Annotated in this window: 19 protein-coding genes; 4 read left to right on the forward strand and 15 right to left on the reverse strand. The window is 69.2% G+C overall.

Annotation, left to right across the window (positions count from 1 at the left end; all coding sequences use genetic code 11):
- From BLV94_RS35430 to BLV94_RS35455, 6 genes are all read right to left on the reverse strand, one after another.
- Nucleotides 1-828 (reverse strand): enoyl-CoA hydratase/isomerase family protein, encoded by an 828-nt coding sequence (locus BLV94_RS35430; protein WP_072947199.1) that lies wholly within the window; start codon nt 826-828, stop codon nt 1-3.
- 144 nt (nt 829-972) lie between these two features.
- A complete protein-coding gene (locus BLV94_RS35435; protein WP_072947198.1) occupies nt 973-1,851 on the reverse strand; it encodes a LysR family transcriptional regulator in 879 nt (292 codons plus the stop codon).
- Between the two features lie 4 nt (nt 1,852-1,855).
- Nucleotides 1,856-2,743 (reverse strand): LysR family transcriptional regulator, encoded by an 888-nt coding sequence (locus tag BLV94_RS35440; protein WP_072947197.1) that lies wholly within the window; start codon nt 2,741-2,743, stop codon nt 1,856-1,858.
- A 47-nt stretch (nt 2,744-2,790) separates the two neighbouring features.
- Complete coding sequence (locus tag BLV94_RS35445; protein WP_072947196.1) at nt 2,791-3,552, reverse strand: crotonase/enoyl-CoA hydratase family protein; 762 nt, start codon at nt 3,550-3,552, stop codon at nt 2,791-2,793.
- On the reverse strand, nt 3,549-4,610 hold the full coding sequence (locus tag BLV94_RS35450) for an MBL fold metallo-hydrolase (RefSeq protein ID WP_072947195.1): 1,062 nt from the start codon (nt 4,608-4,610) through the stop codon (nt 3,549-3,551). Before BLV94_RS35450 ends, BLV94_RS35445 begins: the two co-directional genes overlap by 4 nt.
- Nucleotides 4,607-6,175: a long-chain-fatty-acid--CoA ligase gene (locus BLV94_RS35455; RefSeq protein ID WP_072947194.1), complete on the reverse strand. Its 1,569-nt coding sequence runs from the start codon at nt 6,173-6,175 to the stop codon at nt 4,607-4,609. The genes BLV94_RS35450 and BLV94_RS35455 overlap by 4 nt, the downstream gene beginning before the upstream one ends.
- A gap of 168 nt (nt 6,176-6,343) precedes the next feature.
- Here BLV94_RS35455 and BLV94_RS35460 point away from each other — a divergent pair, with 168 nt between their 5' ends.
- Both BLV94_RS35460 and BLV94_RS35465 read left to right on the forward strand, forming a co-directional pair.
- A complete protein-coding gene (locus BLV94_RS35460) occupies nt 6,344-6,709 on the forward strand; it encodes an ArsR/SmtB family transcription factor (protein WP_072947193.1) in 366 nt (121 codons plus the stop codon).
- Nucleotides 6,710-6,717: 8 nt separating this feature from the next.
- Complete coding sequence (locus tag BLV94_RS35465; protein WP_072947220.1) at nt 6,718-7,914, forward strand: CaiB/BaiF CoA transferase family protein; 1,197 nt, start codon at nt 6,718-6,720, stop codon at nt 7,912-7,914.
- A gap of 106 nt (nt 7,915-8,020) precedes the next feature.
- On the opposite strand, the gene BLV94_RS35470 is transcribed toward BLV94_RS35465, so the two are convergent.
- The 8 genes from BLV94_RS35470 to BLV94_RS35505 all read right to left on the reverse strand — a co-directional run bounded on the left by BLV94_RS35470 (nt 8,021) and on the right by BLV94_RS35505 (nt 14,198).
- Nucleotides 8,021-8,449 (reverse strand): hypothetical protein, encoded by a 429-nt coding sequence (locus BLV94_RS35470; RefSeq protein WP_072947192.1) that lies wholly within the window; start codon nt 8,447-8,449, stop codon nt 8,021-8,023.
- Nucleotides 8,450-8,641: 192 nt separating this feature from the next.
- Nucleotides 8,642-9,244 carry a DUF8020 domain-containing protein gene (locus tag BLV94_RS35475; RefSeq protein WP_072947219.1) on the reverse strand — a complete coding sequence of 201 codons (603 nt, stop codon included), beginning with the start codon at nt 9,242-9,244 and terminating at the stop codon, nt 8,642-8,644.
- A gap of 181 nt (nt 9,245-9,425) precedes the next feature.
- On the reverse strand, nt 9,426-10,496 hold the full coding sequence (locus BLV94_RS35480) for a class I SAM-dependent methyltransferase (protein WP_072947191.1): 1,071 nt from the start codon (nt 10,494-10,496) through the stop codon (nt 9,426-9,428).
- Between the two features lie 50 nt (nt 10,497-10,546).
- The gene (locus tag BLV94_RS35485; protein WP_072947190.1) at nt 10,547-11,341 is read right to left on the reverse strand and encodes an energy-coupling factor ABC transporter ATP-binding protein; all 795 of its coding nucleotides are present in this window, start codon (nt 11,339-11,341) and stop codon (nt 10,547-10,549) included.
- A complete protein-coding gene (gene cbiQ / locus BLV94_RS35490) occupies nt 11,338-12,102 on the reverse strand; it encodes a cobalt ECF transporter T component CbiQ (protein ID WP_072947189.1) in 765 nt (254 codons plus the stop codon). The genes BLV94_RS35485 and cbiQ overlap by 4 nt, the downstream gene beginning before the upstream one ends.
- Nucleotides 12,103-12,104: 2 nt before the next feature.
- Entirely contained in the window at nt 12,105-12,452 is a 348-nt protein-coding gene (locus tag BLV94_RS35495) for a PDGLE domain-containing protein (protein ID WP_072947188.1), read from the reverse strand.
- Nucleotides 12,449-13,144: an energy-coupling factor ABC transporter permease gene (locus BLV94_RS35500; RefSeq protein ID WP_072947187.1), complete on the reverse strand. Its 696-nt coding sequence runs from the start codon at nt 13,142-13,144 to the stop codon at nt 12,449-12,451. Before BLV94_RS35500 ends, BLV94_RS35495 begins: the two co-directional genes overlap by 4 nt.
- Nucleotides 13,145-13,271: 127 nt before the next feature.
- Nucleotides 13,272-14,198 carry a DNA-3-methyladenine glycosylase family protein gene (locus BLV94_RS35505; protein ID WP_072947186.1) on the reverse strand — a complete coding sequence of 309 codons (927 nt, stop codon included), beginning with the start codon at nt 14,196-14,198 and terminating at the stop codon, nt 13,272-13,274.
- 72 nt (nt 14,199-14,270) lie between these two features.
- On the opposite strand from BLV94_RS35505, the gene BLV94_RS35510 reads away from it, so the two are divergent.
- A complete protein-coding gene (locus BLV94_RS35510) occupies nt 14,271-14,813 on the forward strand; it encodes a ribonuclease H family protein (protein WP_072947185.1) in 543 nt (180 codons plus the stop codon).
- Nucleotides 14,814-14,875: 62 nt separating this feature from the next.
- Complete coding sequence (locus tag BLV94_RS35515; protein WP_072947218.1) at nt 14,876-15,751, forward strand: amidohydrolase family protein; 876 nt, start codon at nt 14,876-14,878, stop codon at nt 15,749-15,751.
- Nucleotides 15,752-15,756: 5 nt separating this feature from the next.
- Here BLV94_RS35515 and BLV94_RS35520 read toward each other — a convergent pair whose 3' ends face one another.
- A complete protein-coding gene (locus BLV94_RS35520) occupies nt 15,757-15,915 on the reverse strand; it encodes a hypothetical protein (protein ID WP_241031324.1) in 159 nt (52 codons plus the stop codon).
- Between the last annotated feature and the right edge of the window lie 47 nt (nt 15,916-15,962).

Consider the following 15,962-nt stretch of genomic DNA (forward strand, 5'->3'; position numbering starts at 1 on the left):
CTACGACGGTTGCGGCACCTGCCATTCCCCGCTGAAGGAGGGGGGACGCTTTTCCACGAAGGCGCGCAATGCGGCCGGTGCGTCGGTCGCGAAGTTGACCGCCTGCGAACGGGACTCGTTCTCGAGTGCGTCCCGCAGCGACGACGTCGTGCCGTCCTCGATCAGTCGCGCCGACTGCATGACGGCCACGGTCGGCGATTGCGCGAGGCCGGCGGCGAACCGGGCGACCGTGGCATCCAGTTTTTCCGGTTCGACGAGTTCGCTGACCAGTCCCAGCGCGTCCGCCTGCTCGGCGTCGAGCATCTCGGCGAGCATGACCAAGCGCTTCGCGCGGTGCAGTCCCACCATGCGCGGCAGGAGCCAGGAGCCTCCGAAATCCACCGACAGGCCGCGTTTGGCGAAGATCTGGCTGAACTGTGCGTCGCGCGAGGCGATGAGCAGATCGCACAGCAGCGCCAGGTTCCAGCCGGCTCCGACGGCGTAGCCGCGCACCTTCGCGATCAGCGGTTTGGGGAACTCCGCGACCGCGAGCGCCGTCGCGTTGATCTGCCGCATCCGGGTCAGCGGGTGCATCGGGGCGCGCTTGTCGAGGTCTGCGCCGGTGCAGAAGTCGCTGCCCGCACCGGTGAGGATCACGACGCGGGTGGCGTCGTCGAGGGCGAGTTCGGCGAGCGTCTCGCGCAAGGCGATCCACGAGTCGAGGGTCATCGCATTACGCCGCGTGGGCCGGTTCAGCGTGATCGTCGCGACCGCGCCGTCCCGGCCGACCAGGACGTCGGATTCTGCGGATGCGGCCCCTGCGGTGGAGGGGAGGGATTCGATGCTCATGCGCGGCTCCAGACGTGGGCGCGGTTCTCGGCGACGCCCGGGTTGGCCGGCGCCGTGCCGCTCCCGGTCAGTCGATCACCGGAAACGTTCCATCGCAATGTCGTTCTGGGACACACAGGATGAGGCGAAACCTATGAGCTGTGTTCAGGTCTTCGAGGTGTGCGCCCGCACCAGTTCGACGAACGCGTGCCCGACGGGGGAGAGCATGTCGGGGTCGAACGCGATCCCGAAGGTGCGGGCAAACGTCGGCTCCGCCCGGCGGACCACGGCGCGGTCCCGGGCCGCCTCCGCGATCGACCGTTCCAGCAGGGTCCCGCCGATCCCGGCGAGTACCAGGGGAAGCCGCGCCTCGCGGTGATCGGACAGCGCCGCGAGGTGCGGTCGTGCCCCGGCGTGGCGGATCGATTCCTCGATCTCGTCCGCGACGGAGTGGCCGCGGGGAACGAACACCATCGGGACGTCGGGGAGGTCGGCGAGCGGAACCGGGCCCTCCGGCAGGTCGGTGCCCGGCGGGTATACGAGCCAGTACTCCTGTTCGCCGAGTTCGAGGACGTCCAGCCGGGCGTCGTCGAGCGGGAGGTGGGCCACCACGAATTCGCAGTGCCCGTCCTCGATCAGCGAGGCTGCCTGGGCCTCGTCTTTCAATTCACCCAAGCGCACCAGCACATTTGGGTGGGTTCGCCGGAATTCGGTGACGAGGTCGACGAGGGGACCGATCGCCAGCGCCGGAAACGCCATGACATCGAGCCGGCCGGCCAGTGCCCCGTCGGAGGTGGCGAGGAGGTCTTCGACGGCGGTGACGTCGCGCAGGATCTGCCTGCTCGGCCCGACCAAACTGCGGCCTGCGGCGCTGAGCACCATGCCGCGGCCGATGCGGTGGAACAATTGCACGCCCAGTTCCCGCTCGAGCCCGCGCAGTGCCTGCGAGATGGTGGGTTGTGCGACGCCGAGCGACGCGGCGGCCCCGTTGATGCCTTCGTGTTCCACGACGGCGAGGAAGTACTCGACCTGACGCAACTCCATGCGGTCAGTTCCCCTCTCGGGTGCCCGTGGCCTGGGTGGCCTGCGCGATCGAGACGAACGCCGAGGCTGCCGGTGATCCCGGGCCGGACCGCTGGACGAGTCCGACGGGCCGGGTCAGTTTCGGCGTCATCGACCGGATCGCGACCCCGCGCAATTGTTCCTCGGCGACCAGGCGGGGCAGGACCGTGGCCCCCGCGCCGCGCATCACCAGTTCCCACGTGGCGCCCGGGTGGGTGCAGTCGACGACCACGTTCGCGGGATCACCCACCAGATCCGTGATCAGGGCCGCGTCGCTCTTGTCCCCGAGATCCTGAATCAGGGGAATGTCCCGGACCGCCGAGCGGGGCACCGGATCGGGGAGAGTGTCGGCGAGGGCGTTCGGCAGGGCCAGTACCAGTTCCTGATCGCCGATGGGGACCGAGTGCAGTGCACTGTGGTCGACGGACAAATCGATCACCCCGAGTTCGGCCTCGCCGCGGCGCAGGGCACCGAGGACGCCGGTGGGGCCGTCGGCGTCGATGACGCGGACCGTCACCCGGGGGTACTGCTCACGGAACCGGCGCACCAGGTCGACGATCGGATCGATCGAGAACGCCGCGTACGTGACGACGTCGACGCGGCCGGATACGAGTTCGCGCACCGCAGCGACCTTGGCCTTGGCCCGCTCGACGTCGGCGAGGATGCGCCGGGCGGCGACGTCGAGCGTGCGGCCGTCCTCGGTCAGCTCGAGACGTCGCCCGGTGCGGTCGAACAGGGTGACACCGAGGCGGCGTTCGAGTGTGCGGATCGCCTGCGAAAGGGACGGTTGCGAGATGTAGAGGGACTGCGCGGCCCTGGTGATCCCGCCGTGATCGACTACCGCGACGAAGTAGGTGACGAGATGCAGGTCCACGCCGTCATCGTACGGAAGCTGTGACGCGGGCCGTGCCGGTCATGCGGCTATCGGCCACGCCACACCGGCGGGCGCTTCTCCGCGAACGCACGCGCACCCTCCTGGGCGTCCTCGGAGGTGAACACCGGATCGAGGAAGCGGCGTTGCCCGGCGAACGCGTCGGGGTCGGTGTAGGCGGCCGACATCGCGAGTACCTGCTTGGTGGCCCGGACGGCGAGGGGACCGTTGGCGGCGACCCGGGCCGCCAGGTCGCGGGCGGTGTCGAGCGCCTGCCCGGGCTCGGTGAGCCGGTTGACGAGTCCGTGCGCGTGCGCGACCTCGGCGGTGAGGGGATCGCCGGTGATCGCCATCTCCATCGCGATCGGATAGGGTAGCACCTTCGGCAGTCGCAGCAGACCGCCGGCGGCCGCGGCGAGCCCCCGCTTGACCTCGGGGATGCCGAACTTGGCGTCGCGGGCCGCGACGATCAGGTCGGCCGACAGCGCCAACTCGCAACCGCCGGCGAGCGCCCATCCTTCGACGGCGGCGATCAGCGGTTTCGTCGGCGGGGCCTCGGTGAGTCCGCCGAATCCGCGGCCGGGCAGCGACGGCCGTTCGCCGCGGCTGAACGCCTTCAGATCCATGCCCGCGCAGAACGTTCCCCCGGCGCCGGTGAGGATCGCGATGGTCAGGTCGGGCCGCGCCTCGAATTCGTCGATCGCGGCGGCGAGCGCCTTCGCGACCTCGAGGTCGACGGCGTTCTTCGCCTCCGGGCGGTTGAGGGTGATGACGGCGACGCCGTCGGCGAATTCGGTGAGAACCACGCTCATGGGGTGTCTTCCTTACGGGAGGTAGGGGTCCAGCGTTCGGGGCGGCCGCCGAGCGAGCGGATGCTTCCGCGGTCGGCGAGAACGAGCAGGTGGGCGTGGGTTTCGCGGACCGCGAGGCGGAGCAGGCGGTCGGACATGGAGTCGAACGGCCGCGACCACGAAATGTGTTGCGAGATCTCCCACGCCGTCGATTCGGGCCACACGGCCAGAGCGGCGACGATCTCGGTGAAGCGTTCCTCGTGATGACCCATCAGCTGCCGGGCACGGTCGGCGATCCCCCGGAACCGGTACTCGTGCGCGGGCAGCACCTCACCGTCGGGCATCGTGGTGGTGGCGTGCAGCGACAGCAGGTACCGGTGCAGCGGATTTTCCAGTTCGCCGGGGACGGTGGAGATGTTGGGACTGATGCGGGGCAGCATGTGGTCGCCGCTGAACATGAGCCCGTGGGTGTCGTCGACGAACGTCAGATGACCGGGCGTGTGCCCGGGTGTCCAGACTGCGCGCAGATCCCAGCCGGGCAGGCCCAGCGGAGTGTTGTCGCCGAGTACGACGTCCATGGACTCGCCCGGCCCCAGCCGGACGAGGTCGACGCGGGCGGCGGCGAGGATGCCGGTGGGTGCCCCGAGCTGGTTGAGCTGGGTGTTCCACGTGTGTTCGTCGGCGGTGGTGTCCGCCGCCGAACGGTGGCCGAGCAGTGCGGCATCCGCGCCGTGCATCGCGAGTGCCGCCCCGCTGACCTCCCGCAGCCGGGGTGCGAGGCCGAAATGGTCGGGATGCAGGTGGGTGACGGCGGCGTACCGGACGTCGGTGACGTGGTGCCCGGTCTGCGCGATCCCGTCGACGAGCGCCCGCCACGACTCCTCGGAATCCCAGCCGACGTCGATCAGCGCGAGACCGTCGGGGATCGTGAGCGCGTAGATCAGGACGTACCGCAACGGGTTTCGTGGCATCGGCACCGGGATCGACCACAATCCGGGGCGCACCTGCTCGACGGGTGGGAGCACGCCGCGGGCCCAGGCCTCACGCTGGACGGTACCGACGTCCTCGGTGACGATCACGACGGCACCTCCGTGTCGCGGAGTCCTTCGCGTAGGGCGCGTTTGAGGACCTTGCCGCTCGCGCCCCGCGGAAGTTCGGCGACGTAGACGATCTCGCGCGGCTTCTTGTACGACGCGAGCCGGGTGGCGGTGAACGCGATCAGGTCCTGCTCGTCCGGTGCGTCCGACGGGTCGGCGAGCCGGACGACCGCCGTCACGGACTCACCCCAGGTCCGGTGCGGCACACCGACCACCGCGACTTCGGCCACCGCCGGGTGCTCGGCGAGCACCGTTTCGACCTCGATCGGGTACACGTTCTCGCCTCCGGTGATGATCATGTCCTTCACCCGGTCGGTGACGAACAGATAGCCCTCCGCGTCGATGTGCCCGGCGTCGCCGGTGCGCAGGAAACCGTCGTGGGTGAGAAGGTTCGCCGTCTCGTCCGGCCGTTTCCAGTAGCCCTCGACGTTGTTGCGTGAGCGGCACACGATTTCCCCGGATTCGCCCGCCGGGAGCCGGGCGCCGGTCACCACGTCCCGGATCTCGACCTCGACACCGGGCATGGGCCTGCCTGCCGACCGCAGCAGGTGCGCGCGGTCCCCGGACGGGTTGTGGTCCCGGGCGGCGAGTGCGGTGACCGAGCCCGTCGTCTCCGTCATGCCGTAACGCTGCACGAATCCGCAGCCGAGGCGATCGATCGCCCGCCGGAGCAGCGTGGTGGTGATCGGCGCCGAACCGTACGCGACCAGCTCGAGGCTCGACACGTCGTAGCGTTCGAGGTCGGGCACGTCGAGGAGCATCTGAATGGTCGAGGGAACCAGGAAGGCGTGGGTGATCCGGTGCCGTTCGATCAGTTCGGCGACCTGCCGGGCGTCGAATGTGCCGAGCAGCACCACGTGGACGCCTGCGGACAGGCAGGTGCTCAGCCAGCCGGCGCCCGCGATGTGGAACAGCGGCAAGGCGTCGAGTGCCACCGAACCGGGTTTCCAGTGGTAGATGAGCAGGCCGTCGGGCTCGTTGTGCAGGTTGCGATGCGTCGCGACCACACCCTTCGGAAGCCCGGTCGTGCCCGACGTGTAGAGCTGCAGCACCTCGGCGGCGGGGTCGTCCCCGAGCCCCGGGTCGGTGGCGGTGCCCGACGTGACCAGCCGATCCCACGACCAGGCGCCGGGCGGAAGGGTGTCGCCGTCGGCCGCGTCGACGACCACCACGACCACCCGCGGGAGCGCGTCGCGGACTGCGTCGGCGGTGGCGGCGAATTCCGATTCGACGATCAGCACCTCGAGCCCGGCATCGGCCGCGACCGCGGCGGCCTCGGCTGCCGGGAGCCGCCAGTTGAGCGGGACGAACACGAGCCCCGACTTGGCGGCGGCCACGAACGTCTCGACGCCCTCGGTGCGCATCCGGAGCAGTGCCCCGACCCGGCCGCCCCGGGATGTCAACGCCGACAGCGCTGTTGCGATCCGGTTGGTCCGCCAGTCGAGCTCCGCGTACGTCAGCGTGGTGTCACCGCACGTCACCGCGGGTGCTCCCGGCCGTTCCGCGGCATGGTGCCGCACGCGCTGGGGAAGATGCAGACCGCTCACATCAGGCTCCTCGATGAGTCGTCGACGCCGCCGGGGGACCGGGTGACGTGTCGTGCCAGTCGACCACCGGTGTGCGTGCCGAAACAAAGTCACAGAGCCGAACGGACAGTGAGGAATCGCCTATGGATGCCGGGCCGGGCGGGCTCGCGGCGTTTGTAGACTGGCGTGATGGCCGCCACCCCCGCCCTGAACCCCGAGGACGTTCGGCGTGCGGCGGCGGCACTGCACACCCCCGACATCGACGGCTGGGCGAACCGGTTCGAACTGCTCTCGGACGGCAACCGCCTCCGGCTGCTGCTGTGCCTGCACCACGCCCCCGACATCTGCGTCGGCGACCTGGCGGCGGCCCTCGACATGACCGGGACCGCCGTCTCGCACGCGCTGCGACTGCTCCGTAACCAGGGATGGGTGTCGGCGACTCGGGACGGCCGTTCGATGCGGTACCGGCTCACCGACGACACCGTGCACGAACTGCTGCACACCATCGGTGCCACGCACTATCACAATCACACGGGAGCCGAAGAGGAAAGGTGAATCCCGACATGGAGAACGACCCCGGACTGCTGCCGCTCGACGGCATCACCGTCGTGGCACTCGAGCAGGCCGTGGCCGCTCCGCTCGCCACCCGCCATCTCGCGGACATGGGCGCGCGGGTCATCAAGATCGAACGCGTGGGGGAGGGCGATTTCGCCCGCAACTACGACGACGCGGTGTTCGGGCAGGCCTCGCACTTCGTGTGGCTGAACCGGTCGAAGGAGTCGATCGGCGTCGACCTGAAGTCCGAGGTCGGGCGGGACACCGTCGCGAAGCTGATCGAGAAGGCCGACGTCTTCATCCAGAATCTCGCCCCCGACGCCGCCGACCGTCTCGGGTTCGGCGCCGACGCACTGCGCGCCGAGCATCCGGAACTGATCGTCGTGAACATGTCGGGCTACGGGTCGGCAGGACCCCGGCGCGAACGCAAGGCGTACGACATGCTGGTCCAGGCGGAAACGGGGATGATCTCGGTGACAGGCACTCCGGACACCGCCACCAAGACGGGTGTCCCGGTCTCCGACATCGCCGCGGGAATGTATGCGGTGACGTCGGTGCTCGGTGCCCTGTTCCGGCGGCAGCGCACCGGTGTGGGAGCGCGGATCGACGTGTCGATGTTCGACGCGACCGCGGAGTGGCTGGGCCATCCGATGTACATGAAGATGTACGCCGACAAGCAGATCCCGCGCGTCGGGCTCGGTCATGCGGCGATCGTCCCGTACGACTCGTATCCCACCCTGGACGGACAGATCCTCATCGGTGTCCAGAACGACCGCGGCTGGCGGCAACTGGTGACGGACGTGTTCAAACGCCCTGACCTCGCCGACCATCCCCGGTTCGCGACCAACATGCTGCGGGTGCAGCACCGGGCGGAGGTGGACGCCCTGGTGGCCGAGGAGACGCAACGTTTCACGAGCGCCGCTCTCGACCAGGCGCTCGCGGACTCCGGGATCCCGGCGGCGGAACTCAACGACCTGGGCGGGCTGATCGAGCATCCGCAACTCGACCAGCGCGACCGCTGGCGTGACGTCGGCACCGAGGCCGGGCCGATCCGGGCGATGCTGCCGCCGATGACGTTCTCCGACGTGGAGATGCGGATGGGGGACGTGCCCGCGCTCGGCGCGCACACCGATCTGATCCTCGGCGAGTTGGGCTGGTCGGCGGAGGACATCGCGAACCGGCGTGCAGAGGGTGTCGTCGGCTGACCGAGCAGATCAGTTAGCGCACTAATTGGTCATGTATCAACTAGTCGTGGGCGGACACGCCGCAGCCCCGGCCCGAGTGAGGCCGGGGCTGCAGCCCGCTCTTCGCTCAGGGTGTAGCGAAGAACTGCTCTACGGCAGGCTGGGCATTGGGGTTACCCACGCCGATGCCGATGACGGCGCCGGCGATGGTGCCGACCACTGCGCCGACGATGCAGCCTGCGATGAAGTTGGGGAAGATCGACACGCACCCGATGGCCATGCCCACGTTGGAACCGATCGCCATGCCCTGCAGGCCCGCGTTGTTCCAGCCGGTATTGATCTCGTTGGTCATCTTGTCGAAGGCGTCCTGCTTGGTCTCGTTCTCCGGGAAGAACTGCTCGGCCACCTGGCTGCTACCGCCATCGGCGGCCGGGGTCATGAGCGGCTGCGACCAGTCGATTCCCTGCGGTGCCGGATCGGCGTACGCCGTTCCCGCCCCGACGGCCATCGCGGACACGACGAATATGGACAATGCCAGAGTTCTCAAGAGTTTCATGGAAATTCCCACCATGTCGTAGGACGAACACGGTCCCCACCTGAGAGCACCGAACATCGTTGTGCGTGGACCATATTCGCTGGAAAACCGGAACGGCTACATGCATATGTGGGTGCGCGGTGATGCTCCCCGTGTGCGAACTTACCCATAGTCCTCCCGGAATCGTCGCTCGAGGTCGGAACGGAAGCCCCGCTACAGGGTTCCGAGGAATTCGTAAACCGCCGGTGTCGCAGCGGGGTTCGCGTTGCTGATACCGGTGACGGCGCCGATCGCTGCGCCTACCGCGGCACCGGGGAGACATCCGCCGAGGATGAGGAAGATGCACCCGGCGACGAATCCGATGCCCGCGCCGATCGCGGTCGCGGTCCCGCCGCCGTTCACCCAGCCGATCTCGAGCTGCGTCATCATGTTGGCGTACGCGGAATCCCTGTCGACCGGGGTGAGGGCGAGTGTTCCCGCGACCGGGGTCGTCGTGGGCGTCAGGCTCAGGAACCGGCCGCCGTCGGTGACGAGCGGATCGATCGCGAACTGCACGCCGGCGATCGAGTAACGCAGTGGGATCGTGGCCACCGTGGTTCCGGAATCGTTGGAGATGTCGACCGCGGCGGCCGTCCTCGACAGGGTGAAATATCCCGCGTCGAGTGCGGTGCCGACCGATCGGCCGTCGGCACTGAGGCTGGTGTGCGAGATGACGGCCTGGTCGGCGGGAGTGGGGGCGGCGTACGCGGTACCCATTCCGACACACAGGGTGGCGATCAGCAGCGCTGCCGGCGCTGTCACTCTATGCAGTTTCATGGTGTTTCCCATGCGTAGTAGCGGATGACAAACGACAAATCTGGTTCGACCTGGCGCTTCACAGTTGCCCCGACCGGCGAAAGCGTCCGTAACCTGCCTACTGCAGACATCTTCCCCCTTCGGACGCCCCAGTTTTCGGCCTTTCCGCAAAATACGTACGTATCGGGTGTCGGTGCGACGATTACACCGTCAGCCGGTAGAACCGGAAGAACCCGAAATCCTCGATCGGCAGGACGTCCATGGTGCCGAAACCGGCGGACTCGGCGTAGCCGCGCAATGTGCTCGGGCGCATGACCGTTCCGGTGCCCGCGCTCGGAGTGTGGTTCATGCCGTCGGGCAGGCACACGGTGAGACTGAAGCCGTACATCAGTCGCTCGACGTCGCTTCCCGGCGCGGAGAATTCGTCGTCGACCGCCTCGTCCATCACGATCATCGCACCGCCGGGGGCCAGCGCCCTGCGGACCGCGGACAGCACCTCGACCGGAGCGGGCATGTCGTGGATGCACTCGAACGCGAAGGCCGCGGTGCAACTGCCCTCGGGGATTCCCGCGGCGTCCGATTCGGTGATCGTGATCCGGTCGGCGACATCCGGCCGCTCGCGCACGTTGGACCTCGCGAGTTCGACGGTCGCGGTGTCGATGTCGTAGCCGTGGAGCGTGGCGTCCGGGTAGGCGCGCGCGAGTGCGATCGTGGACCAGGCGCCGCCGCATCCGACGTCGGCGATGGTGGCACCGGGCGCCCCCAGCAACGCGTCCACCTCGGGAACCGACGCCAGCGCGCCGGGAAGAACCTGCTCGTACCACGGCCGATTCATATCGGCCTGCGACTCGCGAGCATCCGCACCGTACTGGGACCACCCCACGCCGCCGCCGGTGCGATACGCCTCCAGCAGTGCGGGCATCTGCGTGGTCGCGGCGACGAAGATCCGCGCGAGCGGTGCCAGATAGTTGAGACTCTGCTCGTCCGTGAGCACTTCGGCGGCACCGGCCGGAAGCGTGAACTTCGGTGGATCCGCGGCGTCCACCGTAAGAAGTCCCGACACGGCCTGCTGCTCGAGCCACTCGCGCGCGTACCGCGGATGAGTGGAGGTGCGTTCCGCCAGTTCGTCCGCCGTCGCCGGGCCTTCCGACGCGAGACTGCGGTACCAGCCGAGGCGGTCTCCCAGGTGGACGGCGAGAAGGTCGATGGCCCCGAGCGACGCGTCGAAAATGCGCTGGGACACCGTCGCGGCATCGGCTTCGGGTGTGGACATCGCTGACCTCCGGTCGGAGTGCGGGCGAAGCTTCGTCACCCCATCGTGGGCTACCCGGTCGGCGGTGTCACGGATCGTTCGCCGGGCGAATGAGGCTCGGCGGTGGGAAGCCGGAAACCCCACGGCAACTCGAGGCGATGCCGCGCGAGCAACGCGGGGTCGCCGAGCAAGTCCAGGATCGGACCGTCGGCCACCAGGCAACCCTCGTCGAGGATCACGGCGCGTGTGCACAACTGGGCGGCGTACGGGAGGTCGTGCGTGACGAGCAGGTGCGTGGTGTCGATACCCAGCAGAACCTCGGCCAGTTCGCGCCGGGCGACGGGGTCGAGATTGCTCGAGGGCTCGTCCAGCACGAGGACGTTCGGGGCGCACGCGAGGACGGTCGCCAGCGCGACCCGGCGTCGCTGGCCCACCGACAGGTGCGCGGGGTTGCGATCGGAATGCGCCGTCATGTCCACGGCCGCCAGCGCGTCGCGCACCCGCTCGTCGAGCGCCGACCCGGTGACGCCGAAATTGACCGGACCGAACGCGACGTCCTGCGCGACGGTGGGCATGAACAACTGGTCGTCGGGATCCTGGAAGACGATGCCGACCCGCCGCCGGACCTCGCGCAACGTGTCCCGCGGCGCACCCCGCGACAGCGCCAGCCCGCCCACCGTGACGCTGCCTTCGGTGGCCGTCAGAATGCCGTTGAGGTGCAACATCAGTGTGGTCTTGCCCGCCCCGTTCGGGCCGAGGACGGCCACCCGCTCGCCGGGTTCCACCGTGAGGTCGATCCGGTGCAGCGCGGCCCGGCCGTCCGGATACGCGAACGAGACGCCCTCGAGGTGCACGGCCGCGGTCATCGGAGCACCCACGCCGTGAGACAGATCCCCACCGCGCACACCGCGGGCACGAGCCCCGCCCGCCATGCCGCAGCGGTCGCCGGGGGCGCCCCGATCGTGGGAACCGAACCCGCGAACCCCCGCGACAGCATCGCCAGGTGGACGCGCTCGCCGCGCTCGTAGGAACGCACGAACACACCGCCGACGCCCCGGGCGGTGGCGCCGATCTGCCGGAACGTCCGGGGGTCGTCGCCGCGGGACAGCCGGGCGGTGCGCATCCGCTCGATCTCGGCCGTGAGCAGGTCGAGGTAGCGCAGCATCAGAACCACGATCGTCGTGAGCATCGCGGGCACGCGCAGTCGCGCCAGACCCAAGGGCAGGTCCCGGGCCGGTGTCGTCGCAGCGAGCGTCAGCGAGACGAGGACGCCGAGAGTGCCCTTCACGAGAATGCCCCAGGCCGCATAGAGGCCCGCGACGGACAGCGACAGTCCCGCGACCGTGACGCGGGCGCCGCCCTCGGCGAACGGCAGCAGCACCGCGAGTGTCACGAACGGCAACTCGATCAGCATCCTCGGCCCGATCCACCTGAGCGCGATGCCGGCGATCCGCCAGATCACGATCAGGACGGCGAGGTAGCCGGCGAACGCCCAGAACGCCTCGCGTGGTGTCGCGACCACCGCGAAGACGAAGACGACGGCGCAGACGATCTCGACCTCGGCGGGCAGTCGGTGCAGGGGGGAGGCGCCGTCGAGGTAGAGCGGATGGGCGTGACCGGCTCCCACGGTCAGGGGCTCGTTCGGTTGCACCGCGCGCGGGCGAGCAGCCAGAACAGGCCACCCGCGACGGCGAACGTCGCGGTCGCGCCGATGACGCCCGCGACCCCGGTGAGATGCGCCCGGCCGCCCACCGTGTAGTCGGCGAGCGGCGAGTCCGACAGGTGATGCGCGGACGCGTTCCGGGCGATGCAGTCACCCACGAGCGCCTCCCCGTTGTCGGTCTCCACCGTCTCGCATCCGCGCGTCGTCGCGGCATCGAGACCATCCGGACTGGAGCTGGCGAGGTAGGAGACCGCGCCGGCGACGAGCAGCGCCACCAGCGCGAAGCCGATCAGGAAGCGGCGGAGGGAGATCACGCCCGCACCTCCACCCGCCGGGGTGCCGTCCGCAGCAGATACACAAGGTCGGGGCGCGCCTTCGCGACGGCCGTGACCGTGACGGCCGTGATGAGGCCCTCGCCGATGCCGATCAGCACGTGCGCCCCGAGCATGTAGGCGGCCACCGCGCCCAGCGAGGTCGACTCCCCGGACGTGGCGTGTCCGCCGATCGCGTACTCGAGCACGAAGCCCATCGCCGCCGCCACCGTTCCACACAGGGCCGCGGCGAACGACATCCCGCCGAGGACGCGGAAGCGCAGTCGCTCCTGCCGCACGACGAGCGGACGCAACGCCACCGCGACGCCGTAGCCGACCACCACCCCGATGATCGCCATGTTGGTGATGTTCGCCCCCAGCGCTGTCAGCCCGCCGTCGGCGAACAGCAGGGCCTGCACGATCAGCACGATCGAGATACAGAGCATGCCGGTGTACGGGCCGACCAGTACAGCGGCGAGTGCGCCGCCGAGAAGGTGGCCGCTCACACCGGGAAGGATCGGGAAGTTGACCATCTGGACCGCGAAGATGAAGGCCGCCACGAGACCGGCCATCGGTGCGGTGCGTTCGTCGAGTTCCGAGCGCGCGCGCCAGGCGGCGATCGACAGTCCCGCCACGGCGACGACGACGAACAGCAGGGAGGTCGGTGCGTTGATCAGGCCGTCGCTCATGTGCATTGCCACGGATTCCACGGCGTCTCCTCCGGCCGGCAGCTGATCCTTCGAAGTCTAGTTGTTCGTATGAACACTTGAACAGGTGTTCACAGGTGGCGGAATGCGGCCACGTGGAGTGCGTGAATGACGTTCAGTGCCAGCTGTGGTCGACGACCGTCGTGCGGGGGCCGAACTTGGGTTTGACGGCATGCCCGCTCACCTCCAGCAGTCGCACGGCGCGTTGGCGGTGCGGCTGCAGCGGCGCCAGATACTCCACCATCCCGGCGTCGTCCAGGGGCTTCCCGAGCAGCGACCACCCGACCATCGCGGCCAGGTGATAGTCGCCGACCGACAGGGCATCGGGATCGCCCAGCGCGCGCTGCGACACCTCGGCCGCCGTCCAGACCCCGACGCCGGGAATGGACATCAGCCGGCGGTTCGCCTCCTCGCGGGGGAGGTCGACGATCTTCTCGAGCCGGTCGGCGACCTGCGCGCAGCGCACGATCGCGCGGGATCGGCCGGGGTCGACGTTGGCCCGGTGGAACTCCCACGACGGAACCCGCCGCCACACGTCCGCGGTCGGGGGAAGTCGCATCCCGTCCGGAGCCGGTCCGGGAGCAGGCGCGCCGAACTTCCACACGAGATGCCGCCACGCCGCGAACGCCGCGATGCCGTGCACCCGCTGCTCGAGGATCGCGGGCACGAGGGCCTCCAGCACCCGGTCCGTACGGCCGAGCCGCAGGTGCGGGAAACGCCGGTGCGCCTCGACGAGGATCGGATGGTCGGGGGCGAAGTCCGCGCACTCGTCGTGCTCGCCGACGAGTCGGCCCAGCCCCGCAGCCAGCTCGGGAGCACCCGCACCCCACGCCTGGCAGCGCACCGAATGACGGTCGATCTGGGTGAGGCGATAGGTGACCGGGCCCGACTTCTGCACCGACGTCCGCCAGATCGCGCCGTCGGCCGTCCGGCGGTGGCAGGGGTCGCCCTTCCCGCGCTGCAGCGGCTGCAACGACATGGCGACGTCCAGGGGACGCCGCGCGGTCACGGTGGTCTCGACCACCTCGAGCGAAGCCGTCATCGAATGCAGCGTATCCACTGTGAAGGCGACCGCTACCGGCGGCTGTCGGAGCGCGCACGTAAAGTCCCAGCCATGATCATCGTGAGTACCGACGGATCCTGCCTCCGCAACCCCGGTGGGGCGATCGGCTGGGCATGGGTCAATCACGAGGGTCCCAGCCAATCGGGTGGCGAACCCTCCGGGACCAACCAGATCGCCGAGCTGCGGGCGCTGCTCGAAGCGATCACCGCGCATCCCGGCGACGATCCGCTGCTGATCGAATCCGACTCCCAATACGCCATCAAGTGCGCGTCGGAATGGCTGCCCGGGTGGAAACGCAAGGGCTGGAAGACGGCGGGCGGTGCTCCCGTCAAGAACCTCGCGCTGGTGCAGTCCATCGACCGGGCCATCAGCGAACGCCCCGGGCCCGTGCGGTTCCGCTGGGTGCGTGGCCACGTCGGCAACCACTACAACGAGATGGCCGACGTCCTCGCAGGCGAGGCGGCCCGTGCCGTCGCATCCGGTGCGGTCGCGCCGGCGCCGGTCGCAGCCCCTGCCGCTGCACCCGCCCCTGCCGCTGCACCGGCGCCTGTCGCGCCGGCACCCGAGCCCGAGGACGCGTTCACGCTGTTCTGAGTCGGCCCCCGTTCCGATCCGCCGGGGTTCCGTGGTCCGGCACTGCGTCGAGGAGAAGAGTGTTGTCCGAGGATCTGCGGGTGCGGGAGTTCTGGCGTGCGCTGGGGCTGCCCGGCATCATCGACGTCCACACCCATTTCATGCCCGCGAACGTGATGGAGAAGGTGTGGGGCTACTTCGACGCAGTCGGTCCCCTCACCGGACGTGAGTGGCCCATCCACTACCGGCACGAAGAGGACGTCCGCGTCGAGCACCTCCGCGGGTTCGGTGTCCGCCGGTTCACGTCGATGATCTACCCGCACAAGCCGGAGATGGCCGCGTGGCTCAACCAGTGGTCGGCCGAATTCGCCGCGCAGACCCCCGACTGCCTGCGGACGTCCACGTTCTACCCGGAGGAGTCCGCGGCCGCGTACGTCGCGGAGGCGATCGAGTCGGGGACGCGTGTGTTCAAGTCCCACATCCAGGTGGGCGACTACTCGCCGAACGATGCCCTCCTCGACCCCGTGTGGGGTGTGCTGCAGGAGGCGGGTGTCCCCGTGGTCATCCACTGCGGATCGGGGCCGGCGCCCGGCACCCACACGGGCCCGGGCCCGATCGCCGAACTGCTGTCGCGGTACCCGCGGCTGCACCTGATCATCGCCCACATGGGGCTGCCGGAGTACCGGGAATTCCTGGACCTGGCCGATCAGTACTCCAACGTGTATCTCGACACCACGATGACGTTCACGGACTACACCGAAGCGGCGACACCGTTTCCGCGCGACCAGGTGCACCGGCTGTCGGAACTGCAGGAACGAATCGTGTTCGGCAGCGACTTCCCCAACATTCCGTATCCGTACCTCGACGCGCTCGAGGGTCTCACCCGATTCGACCTCGGCGAGCCGTGGCTGCGGGCGGTGTGCCACGACAACGCGGCGCGGCTCTTCGCGATCGACTGACACCGTCATTCGCCGCCCTCGTCGACCTCGCCGTCGCTGCCGACGCTGAGAGAGGTGCCGTGACCGACGGTCTCGTCCCGGAGCGTCGGCCGGTCGTAGTCGCCGTCGTCGCTGAAAGACCATGATGGCGGCGTCGCCCTTACGCAAAGATTATGGCTGTCCACGACATGTCGGTGGGCACGCCTACGCTGCGATTCCCACGCGACGAAGG

Source organism: Rhodococcus koreensis (assembly GCF_900105905.1).
In the GTDB taxonomy this organism is placed as follows: domain Bacteria; phylum Actinomycetota; class Actinomycetes; order Mycobacteriales; family Mycobacteriaceae; genus Rhodococcus_F; species Rhodococcus_F koreensis.

Bases quoted from the DNA above. Each gene is read 5' to 3' on its own strand.
- BLV94_RS35430 (WP_072947199.1), bottom strand. From the start codon at position 828: ATGAGCATCGAATCCCTCCCCTCCACCGCAGGGGCCGCATCCGCAGAA.
- BLV94_RS35435 (WP_072947198.1), bottom strand. From the start codon at position 1,851: ATGGAGTTGCGTCAGGTCGAGTACTTCCTCGCCGTCGTGGAACACGAA.
- BLV94_RS35445 (WP_072947196.1), bottom strand. From the start codon at position 3,552: ATGAGCGTGGTTCTCACCGAATTCGCCGACGGCGTCGCCGTCATCACC.
- BLV94_RS35460 (WP_072947193.1), top strand. From the start codon at position 6,344: ATGGCCGCCACCCCCGCCCTGAACCCCGAGGACGTTCGGCGTGCGGCG.
- BLV94_RS35465 (WP_072947220.1), top strand. From the start codon at position 6,718: ATGGAGAACGACCCCGGACTGCTGCCGCTCGACGGCATCACCGTCGTG.
- BLV94_RS35470 (WP_072947192.1), bottom strand. From the start codon at position 8,449: ATGAAACTCTTGAGAACTCTGGCATTGTCCATATTCGTCGTGTCCGCG.
- BLV94_RS35475 (WP_072947219.1), bottom strand. From the start codon at position 9,244: ATGAAACTGCATAGAGTGACAGCGCCGGCAGCGCTGCTGATCGCCACC.
- BLV94_RS35480 (WP_072947191.1), bottom strand. From the start codon at position 10,496: ATGTCCACACCCGAAGCCGATGCCGCGACGGTGTCCCAGCGCATTTTC.
- BLV94_RS35485 (WP_072947190.1), bottom strand. From the start codon at position 11,341: ATGACCGCGGCCGTGCACCTCGAGGGCGTCTCGTTCGCGTATCCGGAC.
- BLV94_RS35500 (WP_072947187.1), bottom strand. From the start codon at position 13,144: ATGCACATGAGCGACGGCCTGATCAACGCACCGACCTCCCTGCTGTTC.
- BLV94_RS35505 (WP_072947186.1), bottom strand. From the start codon at position 14,198: ATGACGGCTTCGCTCGAGGTGGTCGAGACCACCGTGACCGCGCGGCGT.
- BLV94_RS35510 (WP_072947185.1), top strand. From the start codon at position 14,271: ATGATCATCGTGAGTACCGACGGATCCTGCCTCCGCAACCCCGGTGGG.